General features: G+C 46.4%; 16 protein-coding genes, 1 pseudogene and 1 riboswitch. Of the genes and pseudogenes, 9 read left to right on the forward strand and 8 right to left on the reverse strand.

The window, feature by feature from the left end; all coding sequences use genetic code 11:
• The first annotated feature begins 163 nt into the window (after positions 1-163).
• Both BW944_RS03250 and BW944_RS03255 read left to right on the forward strand, forming a co-directional pair.
• Complete coding sequence (locus BW944_RS03250; protein ID WP_076556923.1) at positions 164-925, forward strand: hypothetical protein; 762 nt, start codon at positions 164-166, stop codon at positions 923-925.
• Between the two features lie 67 nt (positions 926-992).
• The gene (locus BW944_RS03255; protein WP_076556924.1) at positions 993-1,310 is read left to right on the forward strand and encodes a hypothetical protein; all 318 of its coding nucleotides are present in this window, start codon (positions 993-995) and stop codon (positions 1,308-1,310) included.
• A 99-nt stretch (positions 1,311-1,409) separates the two neighbouring features.
• Here BW944_RS03255 and BW944_RS15435 read toward each other — a convergent pair.
• A pseudogene (locus BW944_RS15435) lies at positions 1,410-1,478 on the reverse strand (IS3 family transposase); the annotation flags it as partial.
• A 636-nt stretch (positions 1,479-2,114) separates the two neighbouring features.
• On the reverse strand, positions 2,115-3,467 hold the full coding sequence (locus tag BW944_RS03260; protein WP_076556925.1) for an FAD-dependent oxidoreductase: 1,353 nt from the start codon (positions 3,465-3,467) through the stop codon (positions 2,115-2,117).
• Between the two features lie 176 nt (positions 3,468-3,643).
• Between BW944_RS03260 and BW944_RS03265 the strand changes: the two genes are divergently transcribed.
• Complete coding sequence (locus BW944_RS03265; protein WP_076556926.1) at positions 3,644-4,189, forward strand: hypothetical protein; 546 nt, start codon at positions 3,644-3,646, stop codon at positions 4,187-4,189.
• A 37-nt stretch (positions 4,190-4,226) separates the two neighbouring features.
• Here the strand turns inward: BW944_RS03265 and queE are convergent, their stop codons facing one another.
• The 3 genes from queE to queC are packed head-to-tail and all read right to left on the reverse strand — an operon-like array spanning position 4,227 to position 6,083.
• Positions 4,227-4,955, reverse strand: a complete 729-nt coding sequence (gene queE / locus BW944_RS03270; RefSeq protein WP_076556927.1) for a 7-carboxy-7-deazaguanine synthase QueE — start codon at positions 4,953-4,955, stop codon at positions 4,227-4,229.
• Positions 4,948-5,415: a 6-carboxytetrahydropterin synthase QueD gene (queD, locus tag BW944_RS03275; RefSeq protein WP_076556928.1), complete on the reverse strand. Its 468-nt coding sequence runs from the start codon at positions 5,413-5,415 to the stop codon at positions 4,948-4,950. Before queD ends, queE begins: the two co-directional genes overlap by 8 nt.
• Positions 5,415-6,083, reverse strand: a complete 669-nt coding sequence (gene queC, locus BW944_RS03280; protein ID WP_076556929.1) for a 7-cyano-7-deazaguanine synthase QueC — start codon at positions 6,081-6,083, stop codon at positions 5,415-5,417. The genes queD and queC overlap by 1 nt, the downstream gene beginning before the upstream one ends.
• A 76-nt stretch (positions 6,084-6,159) precedes the next feature.
• Positions 6,160-6,205: riboswitch (PreQ1 riboswitch) on the reverse strand.
• A gap of 321 nt (positions 6,206-6,526) precedes the next feature.
• On the opposite strand from queC, the gene BW944_RS03285 reads away from it, so the two are divergent.
• Both BW944_RS03285 and BW944_RS03290 read left to right on the forward strand, forming a co-directional pair.
• On the forward strand, positions 6,527-7,234 hold the full coding sequence (locus tag BW944_RS03285; protein WP_076556930.1) for a DUF421 domain-containing protein: 708 nt from the start codon (positions 6,527-6,529) through the stop codon (positions 7,232-7,234).
• A 64-nt stretch (positions 7,235-7,298) separates the two neighbouring features.
• Complete coding sequence (locus tag BW944_RS03290; RefSeq protein ID WP_076556931.1) at positions 7,299-7,688, forward strand: hypothetical protein; 390 nt, start codon at positions 7,299-7,301, stop codon at positions 7,686-7,688.
• A 391-nt stretch (positions 7,689-8,079) separates the two neighbouring features.
• On the opposite strand, the gene BW944_RS03295 is transcribed toward BW944_RS03290, so the two are convergent.
• On the reverse strand, positions 8,080-9,423 hold the full coding sequence (locus BW944_RS03295) for a GntP family permease (protein ID WP_076556932.1): 1,344 nt from the start codon (positions 9,421-9,423) through the stop codon (positions 8,080-8,082).
• 189 nt (positions 9,424-9,612) lie between these two features.
• Between BW944_RS03295 and BW944_RS03300 the strand changes: the two genes are divergently transcribed.
• Positions 9,613-10,470, forward strand: a complete 858-nt coding sequence (locus tag BW944_RS03300) for a MurR/RpiR family transcriptional regulator (protein WP_076556933.1) — start codon at positions 9,613-9,615, stop codon at positions 10,468-10,470.
• A gap of 78 nt (positions 10,471-10,548) precedes the next feature.
• Positions 10,549-11,118, forward strand: a complete 570-nt coding sequence (locus BW944_RS03305; protein ID WP_076556934.1) for a nitroreductase family protein — start codon at positions 10,549-10,551, stop codon at positions 11,116-11,118.
• Between the two features lie 329 nt (positions 11,119-11,447).
• Here BW944_RS03305 and BW944_RS03310 read toward each other — a convergent pair whose 3' ends face one another.
• Both BW944_RS03310 and BW944_RS03315 read right to left on the reverse strand, forming a co-directional pair.
• Complete coding sequence (locus BW944_RS03310; RefSeq protein WP_076556935.1) at positions 11,448-11,630, reverse strand: hypothetical protein; 183 nt, start codon at positions 11,628-11,630, stop codon at positions 11,448-11,450.
• Positions 11,631-11,833: 203 nt separating this feature from the next.
• Entirely contained in the window at positions 11,834-12,595 is a 762-nt protein-coding gene (locus BW944_RS03315) for an SDR family oxidoreductase (RefSeq protein ID WP_076556936.1), read from the reverse strand.
• A gap of 224 nt (positions 12,596-12,819) precedes the next feature.
• Here BW944_RS03315 and BW944_RS03320 point away from each other — a divergent pair, with 224 nt between their 5' ends.
• Positions 12,820-13,347: a TetR/AcrR family transcriptional regulator gene (locus tag BW944_RS03320; RefSeq protein WP_159438139.1), complete on the forward strand. Its 528-nt coding sequence runs from the start codon at positions 12,820-12,822 to the stop codon at positions 13,345-13,347.
• A gap of 61 nt (positions 13,348-13,408) precedes the next feature.
• Positions 13,409-14,830, forward strand: a complete 1,422-nt coding sequence (locus tag BW944_RS03325) for a sodium/glutamate symporter (RefSeq protein ID WP_076556938.1) — start codon at positions 13,409-13,411, stop codon at positions 14,828-14,830.
• Positions 14,831-14,989 lie beyond the last annotated feature (159 nt).

Consider the following 14,989-nt stretch of genomic DNA (forward strand, 5'->3'; position numbering starts at 1 on the left):
GATCTTCCTCTCTATCGATGTTTTGGTTTCGTCACCTTAAACATTAGAGGAAGATTCTGCTTTTTTCAATGTCAAGCACACTTGATTAGGGAGAGTCAGAAATATACATAAATTACATAAAAAGTGTTATCTTAGGGTTGTAAATTTTAAGGGGGTATTTTTGATGTTTAGAAGAGTTCTTTTTGTACTACTAACCTTTACTTTAGTATTTTCAGCTGCTGGTCCTTATGCTGTTGTTGCTAAAGAAAATAAGGGGGAACAACAAACACAAAAACTAATTAAAGAGACCGAAGACACCGTGGTTTATCAGTTAGTTATTGACGGGAAGACATACGAGTTTCACGAAAGTGTTAAGAGATTAAATGAGAAGAAAGAAAAGGTTAAAATTAAAAAGTATGAAGTCCTCGATAATAAAAAGAAATTGGTGGATACAAAAGTTCAATTTATCGAAGAGCAAGGGGAAGATTTGAAAATAACAGATGGCAATGAAACAGAAATTATTCAAACGGCACCAAGTACCAAAAATGCAGAGAATCAAATGGTTAGAGCTGCTTCTTATGTAACAAGTTCAGGGGGCTCTTACATAGCTGATGTAAGGTGGAAGCAGTATTCCGATGGTGATGCTGTGGCCATAATACCTACGGATAGTAAATTCACTAGAACGAAGAATTATCAATATAGAGATTTCAAAGCTGCTGCAAACAATGTTAGATCAGCAGAATATGATATCGCTACGTTAGGTATCACTGGTTTATTAGATGCTGTAGTAGCAGCAGTAAGAAATGGTGAGTTAATATCTTGGACTGCTGCAAAAAGAATCGCAGGGAAATTTGCTAAAGCTGTGCCAGGGGTTGGTACAATTTGGACTATAATATCTTATAGTCAGAAAGTGAATGCAGCCCACAGAGAATTTAGTCATATTTAAATTTAAGTAGTTGGAGCTATATAGTAGCTCCAACTACTTTGCTATTATAAAGGTAAGGAGTGATATGATGGGAGCTATACTTACTGGAGTGATTTTATTAATCACTTACTTCTTATTAATTTCTCTTATATATAAGATTCTTCAAAATAAAATAAATTTTAAAGTTGATGATAATTTAGTTAAAAAATTCCCGTTATGGATTTCAGTCTTTGTATTATCGTTGCTATTTTTGTGGCTGAGTAGGATTTTGAATGGTACTGGTGATTTGTTCTTTCAGTTTGCTACTTATCTTGTAGGGACCTTAATAATATTGGGCGTTGTTCTTTATCTCCTTGTTCGTCCAATTAACAGCAAAATATATCGTGCGATAACCAATCGATTGTAATTCAGTAAATTTTGTAAGCCTTAAAGGATGGATTGTCAACACAAAGCTAGCCCATTTCGTTAAGGTGTTTCCGGCGATAAGCTCTTGGGGTAAGGTAACCTAATCTAACTTTCTCGTGTGAATGCGGATGTTATTGTACCAGTCGACATAATCGAATAAGGCTAGGTTTGATTAGAGTAAGGTATTACTCCTCAATAAAAGGAGGAAATGAAAAATGTCTTATACAATGTTAAGTATAGTCTTTTTGTTTATAGCTTGTATCGGTATTTGGAGGCTATATAAAAACAACCGAGATAATGGTAAAAAAGTATTCTTTAAAAAATTAGGGTTCACCTTTTTAGCTTCTTACCTCTTAATAGCAGGGATTCTATTTATCGTTTTCCTGTAGGCTATTCGGGATTTTTTGTATGTTTCTCTATTTTTAGGTTCTCCCTAATCAAGTGTGCTTGATATTGAAAAAAGCAGAAGCTTCCTCTAATGTTTAAAATGAGTAAGCCGCAACATGATAAAGAGGAAGTTCTACTTGTAAAATCAGTTCACTACTGACATTCTGCACCTATACCTTGAAAGGCTGACTAATGCATTTCCTGACAATCATCTGTTTGAAATGGACCTGAACACGAATATATATGGTTTCATGGGCGGAAATCCAAGCATGTCCAAAGATACACTCTTTGTTTCTAGCATGATTGATACTCTCCTGAAGGCACAAAGGAGAGTGGCCCCCTTAAAGTTAGATTTTTACTCTAACTTCCGGAGTGCACCACCAATCAATTCAGGTTTTTTATATTTTTCTTTATAGAATCAGGCCATAGCCGGACGTTCCGGTTCTGCTGCTTTCAGACCTGCCTGATTAAGGAAGTTCCACGGCTGGTTAAAATGTGGCTGGAAGAAGAAGTCGACGAAGCCGAGTTCTTCCACGGTCATACCGCTCTGGATGCAGACACTCATCGTGTTAATCGACTGGGTGATGTCTGCTTTAGAGATGGCCTGGGCTCCAAGGATCCGGTGCGTGGCCGGGTCGAATGTCACTTTGAACGTTACGTTTTCTGCAGTAGGCATAAAGCCCGGGCGGTGTGTATCTTCAATTGTGACACTTTTCACATGAACGTCCATAAGAGAAGCGGATGTTTCTGTTAGTCCGGTGGAAGCCATGTTCAGGCCGAACAGGTGGAGGCCGGATGTGCCCTGGGTCCCGATATTACGAAGTAGTGGCGTTTCAATGTTACGCGCTACAAGCGTTCCCATGCGTACGGCATTGGTCGCGAGCGGAATATACATATGATCACCTGTCGGGTTATAACGTACCGCACAGCAATCGCCGGCTGCGAAGATGTTCGGATTGCTTGTCTGCATGTAGTCATCCACTTTGATTGCTCCGTTACCAAGCATATCCACTTTCCCTTCAAGCAGTGCAGTGTTCGGCCGGAAACCGACGCACATGATGACGAGATCGGTATCGAACGATTCTTTGTCTGTGTGGACACGGGTCGCTTTTCCTCCTTTTCCTTCAAAACGCGTGACCGTCTGATTCATCGCCAGAGTGATGCCGCGGGAGGTGAGTTCGTCCTCTACGGTTTTCGTGAATTCGGGGTCGAGGTATTTGTTCAGGATACGGTCCGCTCCGTCGATCAGCGTCACTTCTTTACCCGCCTGCGCGAATGCTTCTACCAGTTCGACACCGATATAGCCTGCTCCGACTACGGTGACGTGACGTACGGGTGCCGTTTGTTCAATGATTGTATTCGCCTGGTCATAGTTTTTGGCAAGAAGTACGTTGTCATAATCAATGCCCTCAATCGGCGGTGTGATCGGCCATGACCCTGTAGTAACGACGAGCTTGTCGTACGTATCCATCACTTCTTCACCTGTGACGAGGTTCAAAGCCTCTATTGTTTTCGTTTTGGTATCGATATTCGTTACATCATGCTTCATACGCATTGTTACTCCAAGGTTTGCAAGCTCTTCTGGAGATGTGTAGAAAAGGCCGGACGGATCTTCGACAACTCCGCCAACGTAAAGTGCCAGTCCACAGGAAAGGAAAGATACTGTGTCATTTCTTTCGTAAACTGTGATTTGAGCTTCCGGGTAAAGGTTCGCTATATTAGTAACCGCAGCCGTGCCTGCGTGTGTGCTTCCGATAACTGCAATTTTCATAATTGTTTCCTCCTGGTTATTGTGAATTACTTCACAATTTCTGATGTAATTTAAAGTATAATCACTTCTGGAGGAAAAAGCAATAACTTTGTTCAATATTTCACAAAAACATTATGCTCTTAGTACGTTCTTCTCTTTCGAACGTGGTAAAATAGGGAAAAAGGAGGCGCAAACGTATGGATGAAAGAACGAAGCAACTCTTTGAACAACTGGAAAAAGGATCAAAGCAGGAACAGATGGATGCCTTTGAGTCATTACTGGAGGAAATGGAGAAGAAAGTACCCTGGGCGTATGAAGTATGGGATGAGCTGGTCGCGCATCTTTACGATGAAGATGCTCATAGACGGTCGCGGGCGGCCCAGTTCCTTTCGTATCTCGCCAAAAGTGACCCGGAAGACCGGATTCTGCGTGATTTCGATAAAGTGTGGCGGGTGACGAAAGATGAGAAATTCGTTACGGCCCGGCACGCCCTGCAAGCGATATGGAGAGTCGGGATCGGCGGAGAGAAGCAGAAAAATCTCGTCACAGGTCATATGATCGAACGATTCTATACATGTGAAGAAGAGAAGAATTACACGCTTCTTCGGGAAGATATTCTGAAAGGGCTGCGTTCTTTATACGAGCATGAAGAAGATCCATATATCGAGGAGCAGGCGAAAGGTCTGATCGACAGTGTCGATGATGAAAAATACGCGAAGAAATACAGGAAAATATGGAAATAAAAAAAGCTCAAGGTCTGCATAGGCCTTGAGCTTCTTCTTATACACCACGTTTATTGCCCCACACAAGGGCATGAACCTGAGGCAAGACGCGCACCCGGTTCAGAGCGGAAGAGGCCATCACCTGATCGATCAGCCACTCGTATTTCAAAAGCAACGTCGACGCAAGGTCTGATGGAGAATCCTCCTCAAGGTCATCATTCCCGACCTGCAGGAAGAAAGCGAGGTTCGGATAACGCTTATGGACGTATTCCGCGTAGGCCAGGTCTTCTTTATCGAAAATGACGACTTTCAGACTGACGTTCCGCGATCTACCGGCTTTCCTTAATTTCCTGAGGATCAAATCGAGCGTCTCCCAGTTCGTGTTCATGTTCGAACTCGGGGGCTTCGGAGAAATGGTCAGGTCATCAATCGTGGTGAACCAGTCCTGCCAGCGGGAGCCTTGTGTTTCAAGTGCCACCTCGATGCCGAGCTCGTGAAGTGGGTCGATCAGTTCATCCAGACGAGCAAGAAGCGCCGGGTTTCCGCCTGAAATCGTGACGTGGTCGAAATGGTCGCCGCCTTCTTCCTGTAATCTTGTGATGATTTCATCCGCTTCGAGTTTTTCGATCTCTTCTTTCGCGCTGCCATCCCACGTGAAAGCAGAGTCGCACCAGGAACAGCTGTAGTCGCATCCTGCCGTTCGGACGAACATCGTTTTCCGTCCGACGACCATACCTTCTCCCTGGATGGTCGGGCCGAAGATTTCGAGTACCGGGAATTTAGCCATGTGTCATCCACTCCCGTCGTGCTTCGGCATAGCTTGTCGGTGTTTCGTAAAGGCGGACGAATTCCAAGCGGCAGCTGTTCGGATAGCCGGCCAGGGCCTCATCCATTTTTTCATAGCACCAGACGACCATGTTCTCGGCTGTCGTGTTCATGTCCGGCAGCGTATCGTTCAGGTAGCGGTGGTCGAGATGGACTTCAATCTGTTCTTTCCAGATCGTTTTGATGTCCCCGAAGTCGATGACGAGTCCGATGTCATCGGTGTAGCCGCTGATTCCGAAGACGGCTGTATATGTGTGGCCGTGCAAATTTTTGCACTTGCCGTCATAACAGTGCAGGTGATGGGCGGCATCGAAAGTGAATTCTTTGCTGACCATGACCCGCTTGCTGTGATAGTTCAGTTCGTGGCGTTTGATATGTTCATCGATTTTCTGCAAGTTTTCTACGATCGTGAATCCGTACATCAGGCATGCTCCTCCTGACGTTCAGCGAGGTAGGCATCGAGTCCGTTCTGACGGAGCCTGCAGGATGGACATTCGCCGCACCCATAGCCGCGAACGCCGTGGTAGCACGTCAATGTCCGGTCTCTTACATATTCGAAAGCGTCCAATTCGTCGGCGAGCTGCCACGTTTCTTTTTTATCCAGCCACATGAGCGGCGTATGAACGACGAACGTCTCGTCCATCGACAGGTTCAACGTTACGTTCATCGATTTGATGAATACATCGCGGCAGTCGGGATACCCGCTGAAATCTGTTTCGCATACGCCGGTGACGATATGACGGGCGCCGATCTGTTTTGCGAGAATCGAAGCGAACGATAGAAACAGGAGGTTCCGGCCCGGTACGAAGGTGGACGGCAGTTCTCCGTCTTCCCCGTCTTTCACTTCTATCGATTCGTCAGTGAGAGCATTCGGAGCCAGCTGACTGATCAGCGACATATCAAGGACGTGATGCTTCAGTCCGAGGTCGTCCGCGATTTCTCTCGCAACGTCGAGTTCTTCATTATGACGCTGGTTATAGTCGAAGGTTACAAGTTCAACCTCCTCGTAGTGTTTCAGTGCCCAAAAGGTGCATGTCGTGCTGTCCTGGCCGCCGCTGAATACGACGACCGCTTTTTCTCTTTGTTTCATGTGTCAACTTCCTTTCCAGATTGAATATGGAAAGTCTGTCCAACTAAAAAAAGCGACACCTAAGGCAAGGCGTCGCTCGTCCTTAGTTTTTTAGAGAGGGTTAGGCTAAGAACCTCTTTATACAGACTTATCCTCCTATCATAGCACAGATGCTAAGATTTAGCTCCCCCGTATTCTGGAAATCAGGATAGACTTTAATATGCTCTTCCCTTTTCGTTTATTTTTCTATACGAACGGAAAAATTTTTTCTTTTGTCCAGGGGTTTCTTTATTCGAAGCCGCTCCCTCCGGAAGAGCTGGAACTTTTCACGAAAAATCTTGAGGGGAATTATATCTAGAAAGCCGTTCTCGGGGACGGCTTTTTCATTTGTATGATGCATCACAAATTCTTTATGCTTGAAAAGGGAGATAAGTGGGTACATATCATGAGAATAGGGGGATTTTATGGAATACATAGATACGTTACTTAAACTTACGATCAGTCTGATGGCGATCATTATCGTGACCAGGCTTTTAGGAAAAAAAGAAATGTCTCAAGTCACACCGCTCGATTTCGTGTATACACTGATTCTCGGAGGAATCGTGGATAATTCGCTGTATTCTACAACGACTTCCTTATGGGAAGTGTTGTTCGCTTTAGCGGTATGGGGATTGTTGATTTTTATTGTTGAGAGGACGACACAGAAATTCGATACCTGGAGACACCTGATGAAAGGCGAACCGGCGATCATAATCAGTAACGGGAAACTGAATGGAAAAGCGATGAAACGGAACCTTCTTGAAGCCGAACAGGTCCGTACACTCCTGCGGATGCAAGGAATCTTTTCGATAGCCGAAGTGGAGTATGCGGTGCTTGAGAATAACGGCTCTTTCAGCGTTCTGGAAAAAGCCGGGTCCCTTCCTGTGTCGAAAGAGGACCAGAACATAAATTACGGTGAAAGTGAAATGTCCTATCTTCTCGTCGATGAGGCCAGCATCAATCATGGTACCCTGAAGAAAATAGGGAAGGATGCAGACTGGCTCAGAAACGGACTGGAAAAAGAGGGATATAACGTCTCAGATGTGTACTACGGCGAATGGAGCGAACAGGACGGTTTCGTGATCCAGTCTTATGCGGACTCCGAAAGTAGTGAATCCACGACATATCATTAATTGGTTTCCGTAGAAATAGAGTATAATGGAAATAACTACTGAAATAAGGAGGCGGTTCTATGGGGTGATGACGAATATACGATGTTCAAGCTGCGGTTTTGCAGAGGACTTCCGCTTTGGCATTGGCATGCGTCACAGTTCCCTGGAGAGGTGCCTGGGAGAATTTTCGTACTGGGAGCGTCAGGAGCTGGAGGCGATGATGGAAGAGAAGGAAGTGGCGGATTACCATTTCTGCTTTCAGCTTACACAGTGTCAGACGTGCCTTCACCTGAGGAGCCGTCCTTATATAGAGTTTTTGTTCACCGACGGGTCACGAGCACATAGTGAGTTACGCTGCACCGAGTGCAGAAGCGAAAATGTGCGTCTGATACCTGAGGAATGGCTGGACACGGCGCGCTGCCCGTTCTGCCGGGAGAAGGGACTTGAAAAGGAAAATATCGGAATGTGGGATTAACCAAAAAGAGTTCACCTCGTAAAAGAGAGGAACTCTTTTTTTGTGTTCTGTTTTTTGAAGTGGCCGGCGCTCTCTTTTTCATATGAGCACCTTATAAAATCAGTTATTCCTGTGCTCATCATCTCCACGGAATTCCGAACACCTTAAAACATGGCTCTGTTATCGTTTGTTGTTGATATTCGTCTCTTCAGGTGGAAGCTTGCCGCGGGCATGGCGGAAATTTCCCGAAGCTCCCTCTGGTCGTTCCGGGGGATATTCCTTCCATGCCAGTCCCGCAGGCGTCCCCACCTTCCGTTCCTATGATCAACAATAGGCTTGAACAGAGCTTGAAACATAAATAAATGCGACACTCAGGCCGGAAAATCCGTCGTGAGTGTCGCATTTGTTTTTGTTATATAAAGAATATACCGAGAATCAGAGCAACCGACAGACCGACCAGGCCGATCAGTGTTTCCATGACGGTCCATGTTTTCAACGTGTCTTTCACATCGAGGCCGAAGAACCGGTTCACAAGCCAGAATCCGGAATCGTTGACGTGGGAGAGGACGGTCGCACCTGCGGCGATCGAGATGACGATCAAACCGAGAGCCGGTCCTTCCAGTCCGGTGACATCAATGACCGGCGAAATAAGTCCGGCAGCTGTCACCATCGAAACGGTCGCTGACCCTTGAGCTACGCGCACGATAGCCGCGATCAGGAAGGCGAGAAGGATCGGAGGCAATGGAGACCCTGCCATCATTTCCCCGAGGACGTCGCCGACTCCTGATTGAATGAGCATTTCTTTGAAAACACCACCGGCACCTGTGACAAGAATGATGATACCGGCTGGTTCCAGCGCTTTCGTTGCGATATCCTGAACTTCCTGACGGGAATAGCCCCGGCGCGTACCGAGAAGCGTAAACGTTAGAAGTGTAGCAAAAGTCAAGGCTACAATCGGGTTACCGACGAACGTGGTAATCGCACGTACTGTACTGCCCTCCGGGAAAATGATGGTGGAGGCCGTGTTGACCAGAATCAACACGAGCGGTACAAGAATGATAGAAGTGATCATCCAGAAACTTGGCAGGTCCTTTTCATATTCTTTCTCTTCAAAATCCATGTAATCAGGGACTGCGACATCGATCCGTTTACCGATGTAGCGGCCGAACAGAGGCCCGGCGATGAGCATGGAAGGGATACCTGCAAGAATACCGAAGAAAATGACCCAGCCGAGGTCCGCGCCGATGAGATCCGCAACAGCGATCGGTCCCGGTGTCGGCGGTATGTAACTGTGAGTGACGGCAAGACCGGCGAGAAGCGGGATACCATAGTGGAGAAGGGATTTCCCGGTTTTTTTCGCCAGTCCGTAAACGATTGGTACAAGAATAATGAAACCTACGTCGAAGAAGACGGGGATTGCGACGAGGAACCCGGCGACGCCGAGTGCCCACTGGGAGTTATCTTCCCCGAATTTACTCAGTAACGATTGAGCGAGACGTTCGACTCCTCCGGAAACTTCGAGCATCTTACCGAACATGGCCCCGAGTCCGACGACGATGGCGACGAAGCCGAGTGTGCCTCCCATTCCGCTTTCAACGGTTTCAATGACTTCTCCGAGCGGCATGCCTGCGGCGATACCGACAAGAAGACTGACGATCATGAGTGATACGAACGCGTGCAGTTTGGTACGAATAACAAGAAATAATAGTCCGAAAATACCTGCGACCGCGATCAGAATTAGCATAGTTGATGACATGACTGGTTCCTCCTGTGTATGTAAGTGATTTCAATTTTTTCTGTATCGCTCATACTACATGAAAAAAATTTTCGTTGCAATCGTTTACAGAAAAATTTTTTTCTTTTTGTAAGCGATAGCAAAATTCTTTTCTTTCATCGTTCATTCGTATTATGATTAACTTACCAGTAATGAAGGGGAGAGAAGTCTATGGCGGCCAAAGAAAAGAAGCACTGTCTCATCCGGATCCGCTCGGAATATCCTCAATTCACCCAGACGGAACGGAAAGTGGCGGATTATATCATCGAGCATCCGGAAAGAATCGTGAAGGGAACGATCAATGAGGTGGCTGATGAGATTGGCATCGCCGTCTCCACCGTTTTCCGTTTCTGCAAAACGATGGGCTTTAAAGGGTATCAGGATATGAAAATCGAACTGGCTTCTGAGTTGGTCGGATCAGAGAAGGAAGAGCTCGAAAGCATTATTGAGACCGATGATGAAGCGAAGGTGACGGAAAAAGTGTTCCGTTCCAACATGCGGACTATTGAAGAGACGATGGAAGTACTTGATGCGGAGGAAGTAGCGAAAGCCGTGAAACTTTTCCGTGAAGCGGGGAAGATCGAATTTTTCGGCTGCGGCGGTTCGAATATCATCGCGCAGGATGCGTATCATAAAATGATTCGTACCGGCCTTCCGGTGTTCAGTCAGCTCGACACCCATATGCAGATGATGTCCGCCTCTCAGATGAAAAGTACGGATGTCGCTGTCCTCATTTCCCATTCCGGGACGACCAAAGATGTCCTCGATATGCTCCATATTTTGAAAAGCAATCACGTCCCGGTGATAGCGATCACTAATTTTGCGAAATCTCCGTTAAGAGAACGCTCGGACGTTGTTCTCTCCACGATTGCGGAAGAAGCGGATTATCGTCCGCAGAGTCTGTCATCCGCGATGTCCCAGATGAGTGTGATCGACGCCTTATACGTGAACCTTCTCGTTGCAGGAAAAGGAGATGGGACGTCCGCCTGGGAAAAAATAACGAGTGCCGTTACCGGGAAGAAAATGTAGAGGCAGAAGTTTTGAAATGAAAAGAAATGGCTGGCTATAATGAAGAAGTGTAATAACGAAGGACGAGGAGGAACGATTATGAATGCGAACGACGTGAAACAGTACCGTCAGCCTGATTATGATATTGATGACATGTTTATCGAACGTTGGTCTCCGCGGTCATTCCAGGAGAAAGAAGTGCCGCAGGAGGATCTCATGAGTGTATTTGAAGCGGCTCGTTGGGCCCCTTCCTCGATGAACATGCAACCGTGGCGTTTCATCGTTGCGAGAACGGAAGAAGACCGGGAACGGTTCCATTCTTTCGTGATGGACGGCAATTTGAAATGGTGTGAAAAAGCGCCGGTACTCGCGCTGATCATTTCCGACAAAGATGCTGCGACGCACGCTTTCGACAGTGGGGCAGCCTGGGGATTCCTTTCTCTGCAGGCACGTAAAAATGGTCTGATTACGCATGCCATGGGCGGTTTTTACAAAGACAAGGCTCGTGAAGTGCTGGAAATACCGGAGAGATACGATATCCAGGCACTGGTTGCTATCGGTTATCAGGGTGAAAAAGAAAAGCTCGAAGAAGAAATGCAGCAGCGGGAACAGCCATCTCCGCGTCGACCTGTCGAAGAGTCTTTGATGGAGGGCTCTTTTAAGGAATAATGCAAAGAACCACCGAATTTTCCAGGGGTTACCCGGAATTCGGTGGTTTTTTTATATAGGCTCTGTTATCGTGGTTAGTTGATTTTTATCTCTACGGGTGGAAGCTTGCCGCGGGCATGACGTAACCTTCCGGAATCTCCCTACGCTCGATTCCGGTGATTTTCCGTTCATGCTACTCCCGCAGGCGTCTCCACCCTTCGTTCTAAAATCAACGACAGGCTTCAACAGAGTCTTTATATAAGATGGACCAGTCGTCTTGTTTATGTTTGTGCTGCATTCATCAGGACTGTAAGGTGATGAACGTGACATATGTCTGAGTTACCATACGTTCAACGAAGGTTTTCGTTATGGAATGTCTCATAAATGATTTTTCTGCGACGTTCACCAGGGATTTCAGCGGTGAACGTAGTGAAGCGATCAGGGTTCGTGCTTATGCCAGAACTTCTAATCGGGGTGGCTCCGCTTTTCATGTCTAGCTTCATCACCCAGAAACCGTAGCCATAAGTAGCCATGTTTTTTGGGGGAAACACCCAAAAGAGAACACGTCTACTTATCGCTTAGGTTTCTAAGCAGGGTGATTCCGCTTTTCATGTCTAGCTACAGCTTCCAGAAATTCGTGTCATAAGTAGCTCGGATCAGAGAAAGGAAAGAGCACCTTTTGTCTGATCAATCTACTTATGCCAGTATTTCTAAACGGAAGCTTTCGCTTTTCTTTTTAAAACGAAGAGGTCCAGCCGGCGTCTGTAGTTACAACAGTGCCGTTGACGAAGCTTGCTTCATCGGAGGCGAGGAATACTGCCACCTTTGCAATTTCTTCCGGAGAACCTGTACGCGGGCTGAGTCCATGAGTCATCCCGGCACGTTTCATACCTGCTTCGCTTGCTCCCTGCATCGTCGAGCCGATATTCGTTTCGACGGCACCAGGAGCGATGGCGTTACAGCGAATCCCTTTATCAGCATACATAAATCCTGTGTTTTTCGTGAAACCGACGACGGCATGTTTCGATGCCGTATAGATAGCACCTGCGTGAGCTCCGTTCAGACCGCCGGTAGAAGCGGTATTGATAATGACACCGCTTTCTTTTTCGAGAAAAATCGGTAACGCTTTTCTCGTTGCGCGCATGACGCCTTTCGTATTGATATCAAACACCTTATCCCATTTCTCGTCTGTGATTTCTCCGGCCGGCTCCATGCCATCCATAATCCCTGCGTTGTTCACAAGAATATCAAGGGTGCCGTATTGTTTTACGGCCGTATCGACCATGTTGTCGATGTCTTCCTGACTAGTAACATTTACTGTCACAGCAGTAGCTGACCCGTCCTTATCCTTAATCTCTTTCACTACTTCCTGAAGACCATGTTCATTCATATCTGCGGCTACAACGTTCGCTCCTTCTTTGGCAAAAAGAATAGCCATCGCTCTGCCCATTCCTGAAGCAGCCCCTGTGACAATCGCTGTTTTGTCTTTCAGTTTCATAATCCGTCACTCCTTTTCATGTGTGCTGAAATGAAATTTTAGACAGGTGTCTATTAACCTGTATTTCAAGTATAATGGACCTATGAAACATCTACAATTCACAATAACGAACATAATGTTTATTAATGGATGATTCTTTGCTATTAAGAAAGAAAAAGAACAATATCATACAAAAATTACGGAGGTGTAAAGTTTTGGACCGGAGAATCAGGAGGACGAAAGCGGTGTTCAAAGATACGATCATAGACCTGATGCGCGAGTACAAATACAAGGATATTTCTGTAACGGATATCGTTAAAAATGCTGATTACAGCCGGGCTGCTTTCTATACACATTTCAAAGATAAGGAAGCTTTGCTTGAAGAACTGACCGAAGACGTGATCGAAGACCTGAAACAGGCGTATGAAGAACCTTATCATGAGGTGAAACCATTCCACGTTCATACGCTGAAGCCGGAGAACATCAAAATTTTTCATCATGTTTTTGCCCATAAAGATTTTTATTACGTCGTCATCCATTCCGAGGCGCTACCGGGGTTCCAAAAAATGATCACTTATCAGCTGAAGGAACTGTTGCTTTCCGATTTCAACCGGAGGACGGAAGAGCTGAAATTAGAAAAAGAGTTGCTGGCAGGGTACCAGGCCTATGCCATTTACGGCATGATTATGGAGTGGGTGGAAGGGGGATACAAATATTCCGCTGATTACATGGCGTCACAACTGCTACTGATTTTGCAGGAAAGGTTCTCCTGACGTTTATTTCCAACCATCCGTGGGAAAAACAAAAGAAGTTTACGCAGAGAGGAGAATCAATATGACAGCCAACGTAATAGGTTTTGCTCTATTAGTCATGGGTATATTTTTGCTTGTAGGAAAACTTATCAGAGTCAGTGTACCGTTGTTCCAGTCGCTGTTCCTTCCAAGTTCCATCCTTGGAGGGTTCGCAGCACTTATACTCGGGCCACAGGTCCTCGGGAATCTTATGGCGCCTTTGCTCGGAGACGATTCATTCTGGGCCACAGGACTTTTTACAGATAGTATCACAGAGGTGTGGGCCGCACTTCCTGGACTGATGATCAACGTCATCTTCGCTTCGTTATTCATCGGGAAGAAAACACCCTCGCTGAAAATGATATGGGAATATGGAGGTCCGCAGCTCTCCTTCGGCTGGATGGTCGGCTGGGGGCAATATGTCGTCGGATTGCTCATCGCACTGTTGATTCTTACCCCGTTTTTCGATATTCCTCCGATGGCCGGGGCACTTATTGAAATCGGCTTTGAAGGTGGCCACGGAACCGCTGCCGGAATGCAGAGTACATTCGAGGAACTCGGGTTCCCGGAGGCGTATGACCTTGCGGTAGGTTTGGCGACCATCGGTATTTTATCCGGAGTTATCATCGGTATTGTTCTCATTAATATCGCTGCGAGAAAAAAGCAGACAGCTCTCGATATGGATGAGGAAGCTTTCACCGTTCTACAGAAACTCGGAATCCGGGAGTTCGAAAACAGAGAAGCAGCCGGAAAAATGACGGTGCGCTCCGAGTCGATAGAACCTTTGTCTTTTCACGTAGCCATGATCAGTATCGCTATTATGATCGGCTATGGTATCCAACAGGGGCTTGTCGGTCTTGAAGCGATTACCTGGGGGCCGTGGACGGATACATACGTGATGACTTATGTTCCTTTGTTCCCGCTTGCCATGATCGGCGGCATTCTGTTGCAAATGTTTTTGGATCGATTCGACCGCTTCAATCTGGTAGACAGACAGATGGTGATGAGGGTCCAGGGACTCTCCCTTGATGTCCTCATCCTCACCGCGATTGCGACGATTTCGCTCGCCGTCATCGGCGAATATTTCATACCGTTCCTTCTTCTTGCAGTAGCGGGAATCGGTTGGAACGTAGTGGCTTTCCAGATGTTTGCGAAGAAAATGATTCCTACCTATTGGTTTGAGCGCGGGATCGGGGACTTCGGTCAGTCGATGGGTATTACGGCTACGGGTCTTCTTCTTATGAGAATCGTCGACCCGAACGTCGAAACGCCCGCTCTCGAAGCTTTCGGTTACAAGCAGTTGATCTATGAACCCTTCCTCGGCGGAGGTCTTGTCACGGCCCTTTCCGTACCGGTGATTTACGCGACAGGGCCGATCCCTTTCCTTATTTTTGCATCGGTGATGACTCTCATTGGATGGGCTGTCGGTATTTTCTACTTTGGAAAACAGAAAGCTGAGTCTTAAGAAAAGGCTACCCTGAAAATAAATATTCAGGCGGACGCTTTCCGCGGGCAATGCTTCAGCCTCCTCGTTTCCCTGCGGGGTCTTCAGCTATTGCTATTCCCGTCGGAGTCGCCGCCTTTCTCTATATCCACCCTATCAAACTCGAATCATAACAGAGCC

This window comes from Salimicrobium flavidum (assembly GCF_900156645.1).
Classification (GTDB): domain Bacteria; phylum Bacillota; class Bacilli; order Bacillales; family Halobacillaceae; genus Salimicrobium; species Salimicrobium flavidum.